Source organism: Pedobacter sp. R-06 (genome assembly GCF_049913135.1).
Classification (GTDB): domain Bacteria; phylum Bacteroidota; class Bacteroidia; order Sphingobacteriales; family Sphingobacteriaceae; genus Pedobacter.
On record NZ_CP183977.1, the window covers coordinates 4,696,909 to 4,713,729 of the forward strand.

Here is a 16,821-nt window from a genome sequence, read left to right on the forward strand (position 1 = left end):
AATTCAATCATTCACTCCTTCAACCATGAACACGCAAGAAATAATAGATCAACTACCCTACGGTAAATCTTTTCTTTTTGTTGATGAGTTATTGCACATTGATGAAAATGGAGCGAAAGGCACTTATACTTATGCTAAAGACCTACCCTTTTACGAAGGTCACTTTAAAAACCACCCTGTTACCCCGGCAGTGATCCTCACCGAAACCATGGCGCAGATTGGATTGGTCTGTTTAGGCATTTACTTGTTAAAAGATATTGATCAAAATATATCCATCGCGATGACATCGAACGCAATTGACTTTTTAAAACCGGTTTACCCTGGTGAGCAGGTTACAGTAACGAGTGAGAAAGTATATTTTAGGTTTAATAAACTGAGTTGCAAAGTAAAAATGGAAAATGCATCAGGCGAAATGGTTTGCAAAGGCAAAATTTCGGGCATGTTAATCTCAAAAGGAAATGGATAATAGAGTCGTAATTACCGGGCTAGGTGTATGCGCACCCAATGGCACTACCATTGATGAGTTTTCAGATGCGATAAAAAAAGGACTTTCCGGCATCCGCCATCAGCCCGATTTGGAAGCCTTAAACTTCTCTTGCCAGATAGCAGGCAAACCAGTACTTAGCGAAGAGCGGATCAGCCAATATTTTACACCGCTTGAATTACGAAACCTAAACAGTACAGGAATTATATATGGTATTATTGCTGGTTTGGATGCATGGAAAGATGCAGGCTTAACTATCGAAAATAATGAAGAGCCCGACTGGGATAGCGGTACCATTTTCGGAGCGGGCACTTCTGGTATAGATAAATTTAGATGGGCAATTAATAAAATAGATGCGCTTGAAATCAAAAAACTGGGAAGTTCTGTTGTGATACAAACCATGGCCAGTGGTGTAAGTGCATTTATCAGTGGTAAGCTCGGCTTAGGTAATCAGGTAAGTACCAATTCATCTGCCTGCGCAACGGGAGCAGAAAGCATATTGCTGGCTTACGAAAGGATTAAAACGGGTCAGGCTACAAGAATGTTAGCAGGAAGTACAAGCGATAGCGGCCCTTACATCTGGGGCGGTTTTGATGCCATGAAAGTTTGCACCTTTAAACATAATGATGACCCGGAAAAAGGTAGCCGCCCTATGAGTGCAACGGCAAGTGGCTTCGTTCCTGGAAGTGGTGCGGGTGCTCTGGTATTAGAATCGCTTGAAAGCGCTGTGGCTAGACAAGCCAAAATATATGGCGAAGTAATCGGAGGCCATATCAATTCTGGCGGTCAGCGGGGCTTAGGTACGATGACTGCACCAAATCCTACCGCTGTACAGCGATGTATCCAAACAGCATTAAGAAATGCGGGTATTGAAGCCAAGGAAATCGATGTAATTAATGGCCATCTTACCGCAACAACTAAAGACGCCCTGGAAATAGAAAACTGGAAAACAGCGCTACAATTACCTGATGATGATTTCCCATACATTAATTCTTTGAAAGGCATGATTGGCCATTGTATTGCAGCATCAGGGAGTATAGAATGCGTGGCCTCGATGCTTCAGCTTTCAGAAGGATTTATTTTCCCCAATATTAATTGCGAAGACTTAAGCCCCGAGATTACCGCTTTAATTGATGCAAAATACATTCCGCAAACCTTAATTCATCAACCATTTAATATCTTAGCTAAAGCCAGTTTCGGTTTTGGCGATATTAATGCCTGCATTATTTTTAAAAAATATACCCATGAATAAAGAAGAGATCATTGAAGCCTTAAAAACAATTGTTGAACCTTACAGCGATGAGGTATCAGCCTTAGCCCATATTGACGAAAACACCGATTTTATAAATGATTTAAAAATAAATTCGGCCAACCTGGTTGATATTGTTTTGGATATCGAAGAGAAATTCAACATCGAAATAGACAACGATTCGATGGCTAAAATGCTCAACGTAAAAGCCACTACCGAAATTATAGCTCGAAAACTGGAAGCGCATGCTGGGTAACGATATCGTTGATCTCGATCTGGCTAAAATCCAAAGTAACTGGCGACGTAAAAATTATCTCGATAAAATTTTCACCACCGAAGAACAGTTACTGATTTCGTCAGCAAAAAGGCCTGATGAAATGGTATGGCTGTTATGGAGTATGAAAGAATCGGCTTATAAAATTTACAACCGTAAAACCGGAATCCGAAATTTCGCGCCTAAAAGTTTAAATTGCACTATCCATCCAAATACCGATCAAATAAAAGGCACAGTAAGTATAGATAATGATACTTATTTTACTAAAAGCGATATACAGCTACAATATATTCATACCATTGCTGCTCCTGTTTATAGTAAGCTAGGAAAAATTAAAGTAACCATTTACGAATCACCAAATCATCCAAGTGATTATAAAAGCACTAAACCAGGTTGCGTGAGTCACCATGGGCAATATTTGGCTTTGGTGTATTAATTAAACTTATGTTTAAAGGTTCAAGAACAGATCTGATAAACTAAAAGAACCTATGAACTGGTATTTCATGCTTAATTTTAAATTCGCTCAATTCATTACAATTCCCGGTTTGTTCGAGGTATCTTTCTAATCCACACTTATTAACATCAAAATTCCATTTATCTATATCTGCACCCATTTGATGGAAAACAAATATTTCATCATTTGTTGAATAGGAATTTCTGCCAATTACTTGCTTTGCACTTATAGATCCAGAAATGAGTTCATTATTTAGATAAGCATAATCATAAAATAAAAAATGCTTTTTATTTACATATTGCTCGTAATACCGAGCTTGTTTCAATGAATTAGTTTTTTTATCCAAAATCCATAGGTAAGAAACCACAAACTTTTCATTTGCAGAAAGATTTCCTTTAACATTAATAATGGTATTGACACTATCAGATTTAATACTTTCTTCTGTAATATTCAACTTTACCAGCTCATAGAAATGATTTGGTAACAATCCCAAACGTAATTTAATTTGAGGATTACTCCCGTAAGTTACCTTCGGGCGGCTATTTGAGTTAATCGGATTACAAGCGTAATCAATATTTAATTTTACTTTTTTACTGCTACCAGCTACAATAAGATCTTTTAAATCAGGACAATTCAGGTTTAACAATCCTTCGTTTAACAGGATAACTTTTTCGTTATTCCGAACGACAGACTGCCTCAAAAAAACCTTCGCGTTAAAAGCATTTGGATTTAATTGAAGAAAAGATACATTCAATATTGAATCAATTATTTTTCGTTTATTAAAACTTATTTGAACATCATCTAATTGAAATGTCTTTGGGATTAAAACTATATTTTTTTGAAGTGAATCAGTTAAAACAAAAGTGGAAGCTTCGTAAAAAGGAAAGCTTACCTTCAATGTATCACCCAATTTTGCACCGGCTTCAAAATAACCAGATGCATCACTATTACCAACATGTTTGCCAGAAATTATTATTGAAGCACCTGTTAAAGGTTCTTTACCATCAAAAACATGCCCTATGAGATAAAATGATTGCGCATTAACATTGCCAGAGAATATAAAAAACAAAGTCGCTAAAAAAACATTTTTAACGTTACATATAAAGTTAAACATATGATGGTTTGTAAGAGGAAATAAAAAGAGCAGGGCAAATACCTGCTCCTTTCGCTTAATTATTTTCCGTGTGCTCCGTCTGAGCCTAAGGTAAGGCCAATATTATCCTGTAACCAATAATAAGCATCATCCAAAGCATTACCAACTGCTTCGAAGGCTCTGCTAAACCAGCTTCCGCCAACAATTGATTTCATTTCTGTTAGAGATAATTCTTCAACCTCATATTTTTTTAGATTTTTCATATTGTAATTTTTAATTGGTTTTAGGTATGTCATTTAGGCCATTGGGTTTATTTAGTTATTTAAAGGTTTGAGGTGGGATCTGCACCTACCACATCGGTAACAATGTCGTGCACTACATCCAAAACAAATTCTTTTATCGAATTCCACACCCTGCCAATCCAGCTGCCTCCTTCAATAAGATATATCTTTGAGAGGCTCATCTCCTAAACATTTAAATGCTCAAGATTTAATTTTTTCATAATTTAGATTTTATTTAATTTTCTTACTCGTTAAAGGCTTTTCGGTATACGCCTTTTTGTTTTTGTTGCAACAGCACTAAATTACTTTTGCCCACTCTACAAAAAAAGGAGTGGATAATTTTGCTGATAAAAAAACCCAGCATTTATATTCATTAACTCCTGAGGCTTTAAAACCCTAAAATCGGCCCTGATATTTACTTCGAATGCCTGGGTATAATAATATGTTTGTAACTGTCGGGAGTATTCTATTGGGGCACCCATTAGTTTCAATTCATCTAACACCACGTATAATCTTGAGGTTGAAATTGGTAACCTTCTTGCTAAATTTTCAGGAGCACCCGTACGGCTTTCTTTTATCAGTTTATGGATAATCTTAATGCGATCGATATATTATAATAGTTTCATAGTCAAACTAATGAGGATTAAATGCTTTCTCTTACAAACTCTAATGTGGGTGTTATCAAACTTGGTAGGTCATCATCACCAAATTGCTGTTTCCATAAATTGGCGTAATGGCCATTTGCCATCATCATTTCAGTATGACTCCCCTCTTCTACAACCTTTCCTTTATCTAATACAATAATCTGATCGGCTTTTCTAATCGTAGGTAACCGATGCGCAATGATGATGATTGTTTTCTTTTGCATCCTCAACATATCTATTGTACGCTGCACATACTGCTCCGAGGCTGAATCTAAAGAGGAAGTGGCTTCATCTAGAATTAAAATTTCAGGATTACGGTACAGTGCCCTTGCTATTGCAATCCTTTGCTTTTGTCCGCCTGATAAAGAGGCTCCATTTTCACCTAAGTAAGTCTGAAAACCTTCTGGCAAAGCTTCAATAAAATCGATAATCCCCAGTTGTGTACAAATACTAATAATCTGTTGCATATTAGGTTCATAATCGCCAATGGCAATGTTTTCAATTACATTTCCTGCAAAAAGGTCAATTTTTTGTGGCACAACGCTTAGTAAATTTCTTAAAGAGGCATTGTTCAAATACTTAAGTGCATGATTACCGATAAAAATATTGCCTGATTGTATGGGATAAATATTTTGAAGTAATGACATTAAGGTAGACTTTCCAGATCCACTCTCTCCTACAATTGCGGTAAAACTTCCAACCTTAATTTTTAGGCATAAATCATCAAACACATTAACACGACTGCCATACCTGAAAGCTACATGTTCGAACCTGATATCGCCCATCAATTCTTTCGTAAGGAAAATACTCGACGAATTTTGTTCAATCTCCAGGTCCATAATTTCGAACAAACGATCAGAGGCGATCATGGCATCCTGGATAGATTTATTTGCGCCAATCAAGGAAGTAGCCGGGCCAGTAAAATAACCAATGAGGGTATAGAAAGAAAATAATTCCCCAGGAGTAATTTCGCCATCTAAAACATAACCTGCACCCACCCAAAGCAAAATAATAGTGAGCATACGGGCAATAACCTCGGTAGATGTTCCGGAAAAAACTGAATTTAATCCTGATTTATAAATTGTTCTGAGCAGACCAATAAAATGAGTTTCTGTTTTTTCGTTGGTAAACCTTTCAAGGCCAAATCTTTTAATTGTGGCTACATTATTTAAGCCCTCAACCAATTGCGATTCCAACTCAGCCGACTCCTCCATCAACTTCCTCTGCATTTTCTTGTTTAGTTTATTGCTGATGAAATAAATCAGTAAATACAATGGAATAACAGCCAACATCATCAAGGCCAGTTTCCAATAGTAACTGAACATTAAAATAAAAGAGAATACAACAATAAAACCGTTTACAACCAGATTAATGGAAACATCGTTGATAAAAGCTCTTATTTTAACGGCATCGTTTACCCTTGAGATAATTTCGCCAACCCGCATAGTATCGAAAAACTGTTGAGGTAGTTTTAAGAGGTGTTTATAGTAGCCCAATATCAACCGGGCATCTATCTGCTGCCCCGTACGGATGGTAAAAATAGTTTTAGCCGTTCCAATAAATAATTGCAGCGCTAAAATGGCCACCATCATTAAGCTCATTAAATTAAGCAGGTTCCGATTACCTTCTACCAAAACATGGTCGGTTATTTTTTGAACAAAAACTGAGGTAGATAGTCCAAGTATGGTATAAACCAAAGCACCAAAAAGTGCTTGCGTTACAATACTTTTATGCGGTTTAATCAGGTTCCAAAAACGGCTTCTGGTATCGACCTTTTCATTGCCTTGCTTAAAACCCTCATCAGGTAACAACAGCACCAGTACGCCTGTCCATTCGCTTGCAAATTCGTCAATAGTTTTGCGGTGTTTTTTCCCATCACCCGGGTCCATTACTTCAATGTATTTATCGGTTACGCCATAAATAACTACATAATGCTGCAATTGTTTCTTTACCACCACATGCGCAATAGCGGGCAATGGAATTTTAGAAAGACTATCTAAACTGCCCTTTACGCCTTTTGCTTCAAACCCCAGTTTATTTGCCGCTTCTATCAAACCTAAAACATTAGTTCCTTTTTGATCGGTGCTGGCCAATTGGCGGATGCGTGCAACAGGCATTTTCAGTTTATAAAATGCAGCTATAGATGCCAAACAAGCAGCACCACAATCGGTAATATCACGTTGTTTTATTAGGGTAGACATTAGAAGTGAGATATTAGATTTGAGACTGGAGATGTGATATTGGAGAACTGAGATTGGTGATTTGAGCGTTTTTGGGTTTGGCCTTTAAGCTGCCACCCTAAACCTTTTACACTACACCTTTTAACGGGTTTAACCAATCGTCAACTTTATCATAAAGCAATTGATATAAGTTTCGTTCTGCAATAGTAAAGTGTGCACTAAAGGTCATCCCCTTTTTTACCTGCCCCTTATACCCGTTTTTTAACCTTAAATAATCCTTGTCTAATTTGCACTTCACTTTAAAATAAGGGCTTTGGTTAATCAATATAATATCGTCAGAAATATCGGCTACTACACCAGCAAGCAAGCCCCATTGGTTATAATTAAAAGCATCAATCTGAAACCTGACGGTCTGGCCAGTTTTAATTAAACCGATATCAGCAGGTTTAATATAACAGATGGCCAGCAAAGCACTATCGGGTGATATCTCACCAATTTTCTGATTGGCAGTAATGAAAGAACCCAACTGTAGACCAGATAGGTTTTGCACCGTTCCGGATACCCCTGCGTTTAAATGATATAATTTCTCCTGTTCGGTGAGCTGGATTTTCTGGCCATCGAGATCTTTTAATTCTTTTCTATATTGATTAGATTCTGTTTGCCACTGTGTTTTGTATTTTTTAGCCACCAGATTAAAATCAGAAAGTGCCTGATCGTAATTAAACTTATATTGCTCATACTCTGCTTCGGTAACAACCTTCTTGCTATATAGTGTTTCATACCTTTTATAAATCTTATAGGCCTGTTCGCGGGCATTTAAAGCGTTTTGAATCTGCTCAGCGTATTGTTGCCAACTCGCGGCATACAGGCCGGTTTGCAATGCAGGTTGCCCTGCATTGCTTAAATCGACCATTTTTAAGAGGAGGAGCGCATCATTTAATAAATATTTTAATTCACTTGAGCGATTATTCAAAATCACATTTTGTGTTTCAGGTATAGTGGGGTCTATATTTAAAAGGAGTTGTCCTTTTTTTATCTTTTTGTTATCGGTTAAATTAATCAGCGTAATTTTTCCAGCCACTGGGGCCAGCAGTTCTGTTCTTTCAATATTACTCTGCAAAGAACCATTGCCCTTAACGCTTACTGTTGTATAAATAAAAGGTAAAGCGGCTAAAGCCACAAGAATGAATATGATTGTGGCAGAATAAATAATCTGCGTACGTACCTTGGTGTGGTGTAAAAAAATAATGGAGTTATCTTCAAAATTTGCGTCTTCTGTTAAAGGCATAATCATCAATTGGCTTGGTTAAGGCCAAGTTTGTAATTATTAATTTATGCCACAAAAAAGATACACGAAAAGGGGGATTGTAGGGATGAAACTATTTTTGATCCCCGTTTAGCGCAAGTTTTAGCGCAACGGTATATGCAAAGGCCCCACTTAGGCTTTCGTTAAATTAATGCATCAATTTCTTTATTAAAAAATTTATCGCGCTAAATACTATGAAAGCACAAGTTAGCTTACCCACTTCCTAACAACTAAGACTTGTAGTGCACTGGTTTGGTGAAGGTAAATTAACCTGCTAGTAGTAAGGAGGTATATCGATGCTATAAAGGGTAATAATACTTTAGTTTAGGACTGATCGACCGTTCGCACGAGCATGGGGCTTAGAAAAGTTGATGCAATCGGATATAAATAAAAATAGAGAAAGTATTTTGAACTAATAATGACAGAGTTGTAGAATAAATAACAACTCCGCCATTTATATGTAAAATCTAATTTTTTAAATAACTTATAGCCTTGAGCAATCCTTGAATTAATACAACTAAACCCAAAATAATTAGGGGTATTGCTAATATTTTCGCTTGATTTTTTGTGAAAAAATTTACTATATAAAATGAAAAGTAAATTAACAAATATATAACAAAAATTACCTGCACTAGAGAATTGAAAGCCATCTTTTTATTTATTGGTCTAAATTATTATTTATTCATCGCTTCCGTATCTTTATAACCATTATAAAGACCGTACGCAATGATAAGAAAAATGATATACCCTCCATTTGTTTCTTTCAATTCTTTTGAATTCAATTCATTCAAAGAATAATCTTCAAGTTTCAATTTAGTCATCATATCAATAATCGTTAATGGGTTAAATAATAATATGCCTTTCCTGCTCCATAACTAATAACATATGCGCCAGCGCATATGCCTACAGCTGCAGCAAGAAGAGGTAAAATCCCTCCATTCATTTCTTCCATCTCTTTAGCATCCAGTTCCTGTACGCCAAAGCTTTCTAATTTTAAGTTTTTCATTTTCGCTTAATTTAAATTTTTGTTTCTTACTCATTAAGGCTTTTCAGATTCCGCCTATGTTGGCCTAACATGAAGCAAGTATTGGACATTAAATTTCAATCAAAAAAAAAGATACACTAAAAAGCTTTTTATAAGGACAAAAAGAGATAATAAATCTGAAATAGTCAATTTCGAATCAAACAACGGTCTAAAAAGATGCTACATTAACCTACACATAAGATAATACAAATATGTATTTTAAAATAGTTTATCCTTTAAGTATAAATATCGACTATAATTGTAATTGAAAACTATGAAAAAAATTATCTTCTACTTACTGCTCTTATTTCCATTTTATAATTTACAAGCGCAAAACTGCAATTGTGGTGATAACTTTAGCCAGGTTACCAATAGAATATAAAAATTATAGTCATTATTCCGATCCTGTAGCACAATCGTTTCACGCTAAAGACGCACTCTTGATAAACGTAGAAATAACATCACAGATAAAATAGAGGATAACATTACAGATTGGATTGATTTTTTAAAGAAGTATAAAACTAAATAGCAACGCTAACTTAAACCATACAATATATTGGTTTGGTACAGGTAAACAACCGTTTGGTGTATATTTTTTGGCTATTGAATTCGGAAATAACACTTTTAAACACATTTAATTAGCCATCTAATATTACAATTATGAAAAACAAAAAATTAGAGAAAAAAACTTTGTTTGTCTTTAAGCGAAACAACATGACCAATTTGACAAAAGAGCAAATGAGAAGGATTAATGGAGGTGGAGAAACAACTACGGGGGGAAGTGGTCTCTCAGGAGATCCAGCTTGTCCTAACAAAACAATAGCTAATACAGTAAGCGAATAATATCTTTATATTATACTTGTTAAAAAAATAAATTATATTTCAGTTCACGCATTTTAATTATCCATTTCTTATTTAATAATGAAGTATATCATTTGTTTTCTTTGTTTATTTTTTTTCACACTTGCTTTAAAAGCTCAGAATTGTAACTGTGATGATAATTTTCGATTCTTAGTGGAAAAAATCAAAAAAAATTATATTGGTTACCCTGATAAAGTAAACTCTTTAAATCAGTTACAATTTAAAAAGTTTACCGATAGTTTACAGCTTATTGCTTCTACCTCTAATTCTTACAAATGCTTAAGTTTAATGAGGGAATGGCTTAGTTTTTTCAAAGATAAACACATTGATTTCGGGATGGATTTTAGCAAACTTTCTCCTGATTCCGTGAGGATATTTTTTGCCAATGAAGAGAAAACAACCTGGACAGAAACCACATTTAAATCCTATCTGCAACAAAATAACACAATACTAGATAGTATAGAAGGAATTTGGAACTATGGCATGTATGAAATTGGAATTGTTAAAGACCATACCCAAAAAAACGTCGAATTTATTGGTTTTGTATTAAAAGCAGACAGTGCAAGGTGGATGCCGCAACAAATAAAATTTAAAATTAGTAAAGTCGACAATCAGTATAAAACCATTTATTTTAGCGGAGGCGACCATTCGATTAACTATCCCAGCTTAATTACACAAAAAAACCAATTAGATTTTGGCTTTTTTGGAAAATGGAAAAGAGGGGAGAAAAAAACGAAAGCGGTTTCTCCTGCTAAAATTATTGTCCCAGAGTTAATTTCGAGCTTTAAAGTCTTGGATGAGCAAACTTCTTTACTTACACTTGCTTCATTTGATATTAAATATAAACGCAGTATAGATAGCCTCATTGATAGTAATAAAAATAATTTAGCACATACCAAACACTTAATTGTCGACGTAAGAGATAACCCTGGAGGAACTACGAGTTGTTTCGAAAAGCTTATTCCATATTTATATACGAACCCTATCCATATTGATGGTGGAATTGTACTAGCCACTGAAGATAACATTCGTGATTGTTATGAAAAGGATTATTCATTATCAAGTACAGCTACAAAGAAAAAAATACAAGAAAATAACAAAAAGTTAAGAGCACATTTGGGAGAACTCTATTATTTGTACAAACCAGAAACTATAAAACTATCAAAAACGTTGAAAAATCCGGAGCGTATTTCAATTCTAATTAACGGAAACACAGCAAGTAGTGGAGAGTATTTCATTTTAAGAGCAGAACAGAGTAAAAAAGTTACTCTATTTGGTCAAAATACCGCTGGTATGGTTGACTATGGGGAAATTGCTATTACGCACACACCTTGTTCTATTTTTACGCTTATTTATCCAGTAGCAAAATCATTGCACGCTGTAAAGCGCCCACTAGATAATATCGGAATAGCACCAAATATTAGCATACCTGAAAGTGAACGGGATTGGATAAATTTCGTAAGAAATTATAAAAACGAGTAGTTATGAAGAATAAATACAAGATAATTATTTATCATATCCTGTTTTGGGTGGCATACATGTTATTAGGCAATATTTTAGAGTACGCGCAAGATCCAGCTAACTATTTTTTCAGTATTGCTGATGTATTTTTCACTCAATTTCCCAATATTTGCACCGTTTATCTATGTATATTAGTTTGTTATAAATATGGCAACCCACTAAAACCCTTGCCGCTAATATTAGGGATAATCTTAGTCTTTATGTTCTCTTTTGGAAATTGGTATATTACAAGTCACCATATAAGGCCGCTTATAAGTGCAGTTGGCCCTACTCCACCACCATTTAATTTTATTCATTTTGGTGCTTCAGTATTATGGGTTTTTATTAGATATTCTATCCTAGGCTTCGGTTACTATTTTGCTAATGAAGGAATTAAACATCAAAAAAAACTACGCCTAATCGAAAAAGAAAAACATGAAGCAGAATATGCTTTTCTCCGTGCACAGATTAATCCTCACTTTTTAAACAACACCCTTAATTTCTTTTTTGCAAAATCGTTGCCCTTATCTCAAGAACTTGCCGATGGGATCATGACCCTCAGTAAAATCATGCGCTATTCCCTAGAAATGGATAAAGATGACCGCATGACCTTAATAGATGAAGAAATTGAGCACATTAAAAATGTAATTAAAATTAATCAGCTTCGTTTCAATAACAAGTTACAGATCGATTTTAGTGTCAGTGGAAATACTAATAATGTAAAACTGATTCCGTTAATTCTAATTACCATTGTAGAGAATATCTTAAAACATGGCAATTGTACAGATAAGTTGCATCCTGTTAAAATAGCCTTAAGCATTAACGAAATTGATCATGATATCCGTTTAAGCACTTGGAACAAAAAGAAAAATGGGCCAAAAGAACTTTCGAGTGGTATAGGTATGGAAAACATAAAAAAACGCCTTGCCAATCATTACAATAAGGAATTTGCTTTAAATATTAACGAAACCGAGCTTGATTATAGTATCGAGTTAGTTTTACCTTATAATAAAGCGACCGATCATCAGGAAAAACCAAGCTCATCTGATAATTTAGGCTTTTTAGAGCATTTCAAGTTACCGCAAATTAAACCTCAACCATACGCCTAATGATTAACTGCATTATTGTTGATGACGAAGACCATGCCATTGAAGTAATACAACATTACCTGAAATCTGTCGCTGCAATACAGATCACCGCAACATTTACCAATCCGATTGATGCACTTAGCTTTTTAAGTAGCAACCCGGTAGATCTTATTTTTTTGGATATTCACATGCCAGAGATATCGGGAATTGATTTCATCCAAACAATGAACAACAAAGACACACAGGTGATACTTACTACTGCCTATAAAGAGTTTGCCACTGCCGGTTTTGATCTCGACGTAGTTGATTATTTAGTTAAACCCATCCCCTTGCCCCGTTTTTTACAAGCCATAAATAAAGCACAAAAGATTATTAATACTAAAAAAGTTCATACCCCCTTGAACCAGCAGGATAATGATTATTTCATGGTTAAAACAGAGGCTAAAGGTAAAATGCTTAAAATCAATATCGGTGAAATTGATTTTGTTGAAGGCATGAAAAATTATATTGCTTTCCATCATAATGGAATTAGAACGCTTGCGCTCCTAACCATGAAAGATGTAGAGGAAAGATTGCCCAAAGCACAATTTGTCCGTGTGCAGAAATCCTTTATAGTGGCGCTTAATAAAATCACCTCTATAGATGGAAACAGGATTATTTTAAAAGGAATTTCTGCAGAAATATTGATAGGAGAAACTTACCGTAAAGATTTTTTAGACATGATGAAGCAAAAGCTGCTTTTGTAGTCAGCATTGACAACTTTCTTGCCACCCTATTAGTAAGGTTGTCAACTTTTCCTATCTAAAACGCCCACATTTTAACCACAACTTCTTTAAAATTACCTGTTCGTTGGCTTCGGTCTCCAGACTTCTATCTCTGACTATTCCAGTCAAACGTTTGCTCTATTTTCTTTACAGAATAATAGAATTGCCTACCCCAAAAAGCATTATCTTTGTCCAAATCATAAAAAATAAAATATGCTTAAAGGATTTTTTAACGTACCCACTCCGGTAAACGAACCTATATTAAATTATGGCCCAGGCAGTAAAGAACGTGCACTTTTAAAAGAAGCACTTGCAGAGGCCCGCTCATACCAACAAGACATCCCGATGTATATTGGCGGCAAACAAGTTCATACCCAGAAAAAGGGGAAAGTTGTTCCACCACACGATCACCAACATATTTTAGCTCAATTTAGCATTGGCGACAAAATTCATATTACACAAGCTATTGATGCTGCTCTAGCGGCAAAAAAAGATTGGGAAAACCTGGCTTGGGAACACCGTGCTGCAATTTTCTTAAAAGCTGCCGACCTAATTGCAGGTAAATACCGTTATAAATTAAATGCTGCAACCATGCTAGGCCAAAGCAAAAATGCCTATCAGGCTGAAATTGATGCAGCATGTGAGCTTATCGATTTCTTACGTTTTAACGTAAGCTACATGGTAGATATTTACAAACAACAACCTCCTGTTTCTCCTCGTGGAAGCTGGAACCGTGTTGAACAACGCCCATTGGAAGGCTTTGTTTTCGCCCTTACTCCTTTCAACTTTACTGCAATTGCTGCTAATTTACCAGCATCAGCAGCTATGATGGGTAATGTTGTGGTTTGGAAACCTGCTGATACACAAGTTTACGCTGCTAACCTTTTAATGGAAATTTTCCGTGAAGCAGGTGTGCCTGATGGCGTAATTAACTTGGTATATGCTGATGGACCTGAAACTGGTGAAGTGATTTTTAACCACCCAGATTTTGCAGGTATCCACTTTACAGGCTCAACAAAAGTTTTTCAGGAAATCTGGAAAACAATTGGAACAAACATCCACAAATACAAATCGTACCCACGTATTGTTGGCGAAACCGGCGGTAAAGATTTTATCCTGGTTCACCCATCTGCACAAACAAAAGCAGCAAGTACGGCAATTGTTCGTGGTGCTTTCGAATACCAGGGACAAAAGTGTTCAGCGGCTAGTCGCGTTTATATTGCAGAAAGCCTTTGGCCAGAAATTAAAGAGCAGATGTTAACTGATCTTGCTAGCTTTAAAATGGGCGGAACAGAAGATTTTGGCAACTTTATTAATGCCGTTATCGATGAGCGTTCTTTTGATAAATTAGCAAAATATATTGATCAGGCTAAAAAAGATAAAGGTGTAGAAATTATCGCCGGTGGTAACTACGATAAGCGTAAAGGTTATTTCATCGAACCAACTATTTTAGTGGTTGATGACCCGAAATATACAACCATGTGCGAAGAGTTATTCGGCCCTGTTTTAACTGTTTATGTTTACGCAGATAAAAATTTCGACCAGATTTTAGAAGTAATCGATACTACCTCGCCTTATGCCTTAACTGGTGCTTTAATTGCACAAGATAGATATGCAATTGAAAAAGCAAGTCATGCGTTACGCAATTCGGCCGGTAACTTTTACATTAACGATAAGTGTACAGGTGCTGTTGTAGGTCAACAGCCATTTGGCGGCGCAAGAGGCTCTGGTACAAATGATAAAGCTGGCTCAATGATCAATTTATTGCGTTGGGTTTCTCCACGTACCATTAAAGAGGTTTTCGAATCGCCAACTGATTACCGTTACCCATTCTTAGCAGAAGATTAATAGCACAAAATATAAGGCCAGACATCATTGTTTGGCCTTTTTTATGCATATATAGTCCTCGTTTGCTACGAGGATTATGGAGAAAAGCGATTGTATCGCTTAACTTATAAACCACATTAAAAATGTGGCGCTCATGCATCCTCGTTATAAACGAGGACGATTGTATTAATTTTTTAAGAACATCAACACCTTTTCTAACCATGAACCACAAATTTTTATTATCCCTCCTTATTGGCCTCACCGGCTTTAACTTTTATGCCACAGCACAAAAGAAACCGAACGTAATTATCATCTATGCGGATGATTTGGGTTATGGCGACCTCAGCTGTTACGGCGCAACAAAAATCAACACCCCAAATATTGATGCACTGGCAAAGCAAGGACTGCGGTTTACCAATGGTCACGCTACGGCATCTACCTGTACGCCTTCGCGTTATTCCTTAATGACGGGAAGATATGCATGGCGTAAAAAAGGAACAGGTGTTTTGCCTGGCGATGCCGCATTAATTGTCCCAACAGATAATAGTTCCCTACCATCAATTTTTCAGCAAGCAGGGTATAAAACAGGTCTTGTTGGCAAATGGCATTTGGGCTTGGGCAATGCAGTAGAAAAAGACTGGAACAAAGAAGTAAAGCCAGGGCCAAAAGAAGTAAGTTTTGATTATTCCTTTATTTTCCCGGCTACAGCCGATAGGGTACCAACTGTTTTCATGGAAAATCAACTGGTGGTAGGTTTAGACCCTAAAGATCCGATTACAGTTGATTATAAAAATCCAATCGGTACCGACCCAACAGGGAAGGACCATCCAGAACTATTAAAAATGCCCGCTGAAGCTAATCATGGGCATAACCAAACCATTGTAAACGGTATTGGTCGTATTGGTTATATGCAGGGAGGCAAACTTGCCCGCTGGACTGATGAGGAAATTCCGTTTACCTTTTTATCGAAAGCGAAAAATTTCATTGAAGATCATAAACAGGAACCTTTTTTCCTGTATTATGCATTAACTGAACCGCATGTACCACGTCTGTCTGCCACCATGTTTAAAGGGAAAAGTGAATTGGGTAATCGTGGCGATGTAATTTTACAACTCGATTGGGCGGTCGGCGAAATAACAAAACAACTAAAATACCTGGGCCTTGATAAAAATACGATGATTATTTTCAGTAGCGACAACGGTCCTGTAATTATGGATGGCTACGAAGATCAAGGTTTCGAAAAATTAAACGGCCATACACCTGCAGGTAGTTTACGCGGAGGAAAATACAGCATTTTAGAAGGTGGTACACGCGAACCTTTTATTATTTCATGGCCGGCAAAAATCAAACCTGGTATTTCTGGAGCCTTAGTTTCACAGATTGATTTCTTAGCCTCATTTGCCAGTTTTTTCAATCTACAAAGTAAAAACGCAATTGATAGTAAAAATGTGTGGGATGCTTTTACCGGAAAAGACCAAAAAGGCCGTGATTTCTTTATCGAACAGAGTAATCAACTGGCAATTGTTAAAGATAACTGGAAATATATCAGGCCATCAAAGGGAGAAGCTTTTTATAAACTTACCCATACCGATAGTGGAAACCTGCCTACAGCGCAATTGTATAACTTAAATGATGATCTGGGAGAAAAGAACAACCTTGCACTAAAATATCCGGAAAAGGTAAAAGAATTGGAAAATTTATTAGGTACCGAAGAAGCGAAAAATAAATAAACAGATCGGTCGGTCTCCCTGACGAACCGATTTTATACAACGCCAGTCTAAAGATATAAAAC

The 16,821-nt window shown here is 36.1% G+C and carries 17 protein-coding genes; 10 read left to right on the forward strand and 7 right to left on the reverse strand.

What is annotated here, in order from left to right; genetic code table 11:
* Positions 1 to 25: 25 nt before the first annotated feature.
* The 4 genes from ACN9MR_RS18750 to ACN9MR_RS18765 are packed head-to-tail and all read left to right on the forward strand — an operon-like array spanning position 26 to position 2,443.
* Entirely contained in the window at positions 26 to 466 is a 441-nt protein-coding gene (locus ACN9MR_RS18750) for a 3-hydroxyacyl-ACP dehydratase FabZ family protein (protein WP_426325965.1), read from the forward strand.
* Positions 459 to 1,736 carry a beta-ketoacyl-[acyl-carrier-protein] synthase family protein gene (locus tag ACN9MR_RS18755; protein WP_426325967.1) on the forward strand — a complete coding sequence of 426 codons (1,278 nt, stop codon included), beginning with the start codon at positions 459 to 461 and terminating at the stop codon, positions 1,734 to 1,736. The genes ACN9MR_RS18750 and ACN9MR_RS18755 overlap by 8 nt, the downstream gene beginning before the upstream one ends.
* Positions 1,729 to 1,989, forward strand: a complete 261-nt coding sequence (locus tag ACN9MR_RS18760; protein ID WP_426325969.1) for an acyl carrier protein — start codon at positions 1,729 to 1,731, stop codon at positions 1,987 to 1,989. Before ACN9MR_RS18755 ends, ACN9MR_RS18760 begins: the two co-directional genes overlap by 8 nt.
* The gene (locus ACN9MR_RS18765) at positions 1,979 to 2,443 is read left to right on the forward strand and encodes a 4'-phosphopantetheinyl transferase family protein (RefSeq protein ID WP_426325971.1); all 465 of its coding nucleotides are present in this window, start codon (positions 1,979 to 1,981) and stop codon (positions 2,441 to 2,443) included. The genes ACN9MR_RS18760 and ACN9MR_RS18765 overlap by 11 nt, the downstream gene beginning before the upstream one ends.
* Before the next feature lie 40 nt (positions 2,444 to 2,483).
* On the opposite strand, the gene ACN9MR_RS18770 is transcribed toward ACN9MR_RS18765, so the two are convergent.
* The 7 genes from ACN9MR_RS18770 to ACN9MR_RS18800 all read right to left on the reverse strand — a co-directional run bounded on the left by ACN9MR_RS18770 (position 2,484) and on the right by ACN9MR_RS18800 (position 8,971).
* On the reverse strand, positions 2,484 to 3,575 hold the full coding sequence (locus ACN9MR_RS18770; protein WP_426325973.1) for a hypothetical protein: 1,092 nt from the start codon (positions 3,573 to 3,575) through the stop codon (positions 2,484 to 2,486).
* Between the two features lie 59 nt (positions 3,576 to 3,634).
* Positions 3,635 to 3,817, reverse strand: coding sequence for a hypothetical protein (locus ACN9MR_RS18775; protein ID WP_426325975.1), 183 nt, complete (start codon positions 3,815 to 3,817; stop codon positions 3,635 to 3,637).
* A gap of 59 nt (positions 3,818 to 3,876) precedes the next feature.
* Entirely contained in the window at positions 3,877 to 4,017 is a 141-nt protein-coding gene (locus ACN9MR_RS18780; RefSeq protein ID WP_426325977.1) for a hypothetical protein, read from the reverse strand.
* A 461-nt stretch (positions 4,018 to 4,478) separates the two neighbouring features.
* Positions 4,479 to 6,680 (reverse strand): peptidase domain-containing ABC transporter, encoded by a 2,202-nt coding sequence (locus ACN9MR_RS18785; protein WP_426325979.1) that lies wholly within the window; start codon positions 6,678 to 6,680, stop codon positions 4,479 to 4,481.
* A 106-nt stretch (positions 6,681 to 6,786) separates the two neighbouring features.
* A complete protein-coding gene (locus ACN9MR_RS18790; RefSeq protein ID WP_426325981.1) occupies positions 6,787 to 7,947 on the reverse strand; it encodes an HlyD family secretion protein in 1,161 nt (386 codons plus the stop codon).
* A 692-nt stretch (positions 7,948 to 8,639) separates the two neighbouring features.
* Complete coding sequence (locus tag ACN9MR_RS18795) at positions 8,640 to 8,789, reverse strand: hypothetical protein (RefSeq protein WP_426325983.1); 150 nt, start codon at positions 8,787 to 8,789, stop codon at positions 8,640 to 8,642.
* Between the two features lie 11 nt (positions 8,790 to 8,800).
* Positions 8,801 to 8,971, reverse strand: a complete 171-nt coding sequence (locus ACN9MR_RS18800; protein ID WP_426325985.1) for a class IIb bacteriocin, lactobin A/cerein 7B family — start codon at positions 8,969 to 8,971, stop codon at positions 8,801 to 8,803.
* A 678-nt stretch (positions 8,972 to 9,649) separates the two neighbouring features.
* Between ACN9MR_RS18800 and ACN9MR_RS18805 the strand changes: the two genes are divergently transcribed.
* From ACN9MR_RS18805 to ACN9MR_RS18830, 6 genes are all read left to right on the forward strand, one after another.
* The gene (locus ACN9MR_RS18805; RefSeq protein ID WP_426326004.1) at positions 9,650 to 9,832 is read left to right on the forward strand and encodes a hypothetical protein; all 183 of its coding nucleotides are present in this window, start codon (positions 9,650 to 9,652) and stop codon (positions 9,830 to 9,832) included.
* A gap of 78 nt (positions 9,833 to 9,910) precedes the next feature.
* Positions 9,911 to 11,332 (forward strand): S41 family peptidase, encoded by a 1,422-nt coding sequence (locus ACN9MR_RS18810; protein WP_426326006.1) that lies wholly within the window; start codon positions 9,911 to 9,913, stop codon positions 11,330 to 11,332.
* Between the two features lie 2 nt (positions 11,333 to 11,334).
* Positions 11,335 to 12,459 (forward strand): sensor histidine kinase, encoded by a 1,125-nt coding sequence (locus ACN9MR_RS18815; protein WP_426326008.1) that lies wholly within the window; start codon positions 11,335 to 11,337, stop codon positions 12,457 to 12,459.
* Positions 12,459 to 13,184 carry a LytR/AlgR family response regulator transcription factor gene (locus ACN9MR_RS18820; protein WP_426326010.1) on the forward strand — a complete coding sequence of 242 codons (726 nt, stop codon included), beginning with the start codon at positions 12,459 to 12,461 and terminating at the stop codon, positions 13,182 to 13,184. The genes ACN9MR_RS18815 and ACN9MR_RS18820 overlap by 1 nt, the downstream gene beginning before the upstream one ends.
* 231 nt (positions 13,185 to 13,415) lie before the next feature.
* Entirely contained in the window at positions 13,416 to 15,050 is a 1,635-nt protein-coding gene (pruA, locus tag ACN9MR_RS18825; protein ID WP_426326012.1) for an L-glutamate gamma-semialdehyde dehydrogenase, read from the forward strand.
* A 200-nt stretch (positions 15,051 to 15,250) separates the two neighbouring features.
* On the forward strand, positions 15,251 to 16,759 hold the full coding sequence (locus ACN9MR_RS18830; protein ID WP_426326014.1) for a sulfatase family protein: 1,509 nt from the start codon (positions 15,251 to 15,253) through the stop codon (positions 16,757 to 16,759).
* Positions 16,760 to 16,821: the final 62 nt, after the last annotated feature.

Excerpts from the sequence above, each read along its gene's own strand:
- ACN9MR_RS18790 (WP_426325981.1), bottom strand. The coding sequence starts at position 7,947 with ATGCCTTTAACAGAAGACGCAAATTTTGAAGATAACTCCATTATTTTT.
- ACN9MR_RS18770 (WP_426325973.1), bottom strand. The coding sequence starts at position 3,575 with ATGTTTAACTTTATATGTAACGTTAAAAATGTTTTTTTAGCGACTTTG.
- ACN9MR_RS18815 (WP_426326008.1), top strand. The coding sequence starts at position 11,335 with ATGAAGAATAAATACAAGATAATTATTTATCATATCCTGTTTTGGGTG.
- ACN9MR_RS18805 (WP_426326004.1), top strand. The coding sequence starts at position 9,650 with ATGAAAAACAAAAAATTAGAGAAAAAAACTTTGTTTGTCTTTAAGCGA.
- ACN9MR_RS18780 (WP_426325977.1), bottom strand. The coding sequence starts at position 4,017 with ATGAGCCTCTCAAAGATATATCTTATTGAAGGAGGCAGCTGGATTGGC.
- ACN9MR_RS18775 (WP_426325975.1), bottom strand. The coding sequence starts at position 3,817 with ATGAAAAATCTAAAAAAATATGAGGTTGAAGAATTATCTCTAACAGAA.
- ACN9MR_RS18800 (WP_426325985.1), bottom strand. The coding sequence starts at position 8,971 with ATGAAAAACTTAAAATTAGAAAGCTTTGGCGTACAGGAACTGGATGCT.
- ACN9MR_RS18795 (WP_426325983.1), bottom strand. The coding sequence starts at position 8,789 with ATGATGACTAAATTGAAACTTGAAGATTATTCTTTGAATGAATTGAAT.
- ACN9MR_RS18765 (WP_426325971.1), top strand. The coding sequence starts at position 1,979 with ATGCTGGGTAACGATATCGTTGATCTCGATCTGGCTAAAATCCAAAGT.
- ACN9MR_RS18830 (WP_426326014.1), top strand. The coding sequence starts at position 15,251 with ATGAACCACAAATTTTTATTATCCCTCCTTATTGGCCTCACCGGCTTT.
- ACN9MR_RS18820 (WP_426326010.1), top strand. The coding sequence starts at position 12,459 with ATGATTAACTGCATTATTGTTGATGACGAAGACCATGCCATTGAAGTA.
- pruA (WP_426326012.1), top strand. The coding sequence starts at position 13,416 with ATGCTTAAAGGATTTTTTAACGTACCCACTCCGGTAAACGAACCTATA.
- ACN9MR_RS18760 (WP_426325969.1), top strand. The coding sequence starts at position 1,729 with ATGAATAAAGAAGAGATCATTGAAGCCTTAAAAACAATTGTTGAACCT.
- ACN9MR_RS18785 (WP_426325979.1), bottom strand. The coding sequence starts at position 6,680 with ATGTCTACCCTAATAAAACAACGTGATATTACCGATTGTGGTGCTGCT.
- ACN9MR_RS18750 (WP_426325965.1), top strand. The coding sequence starts at position 26 with ATGAACACGCAAGAAATAATAGATCAACTACCCTACGGTAAATCTTTT.
- ACN9MR_RS18810 (WP_426326006.1), top strand. The coding sequence starts at position 9,911 with ATGAAGTATATCATTTGTTTTCTTTGTTTATTTTTTTTCACACTTGCT.
- ACN9MR_RS18755 (WP_426325967.1), top strand. The coding sequence starts at position 459 with ATGGATAATAGAGTCGTAATTACCGGGCTAGGTGTATGCGCACCCAAT.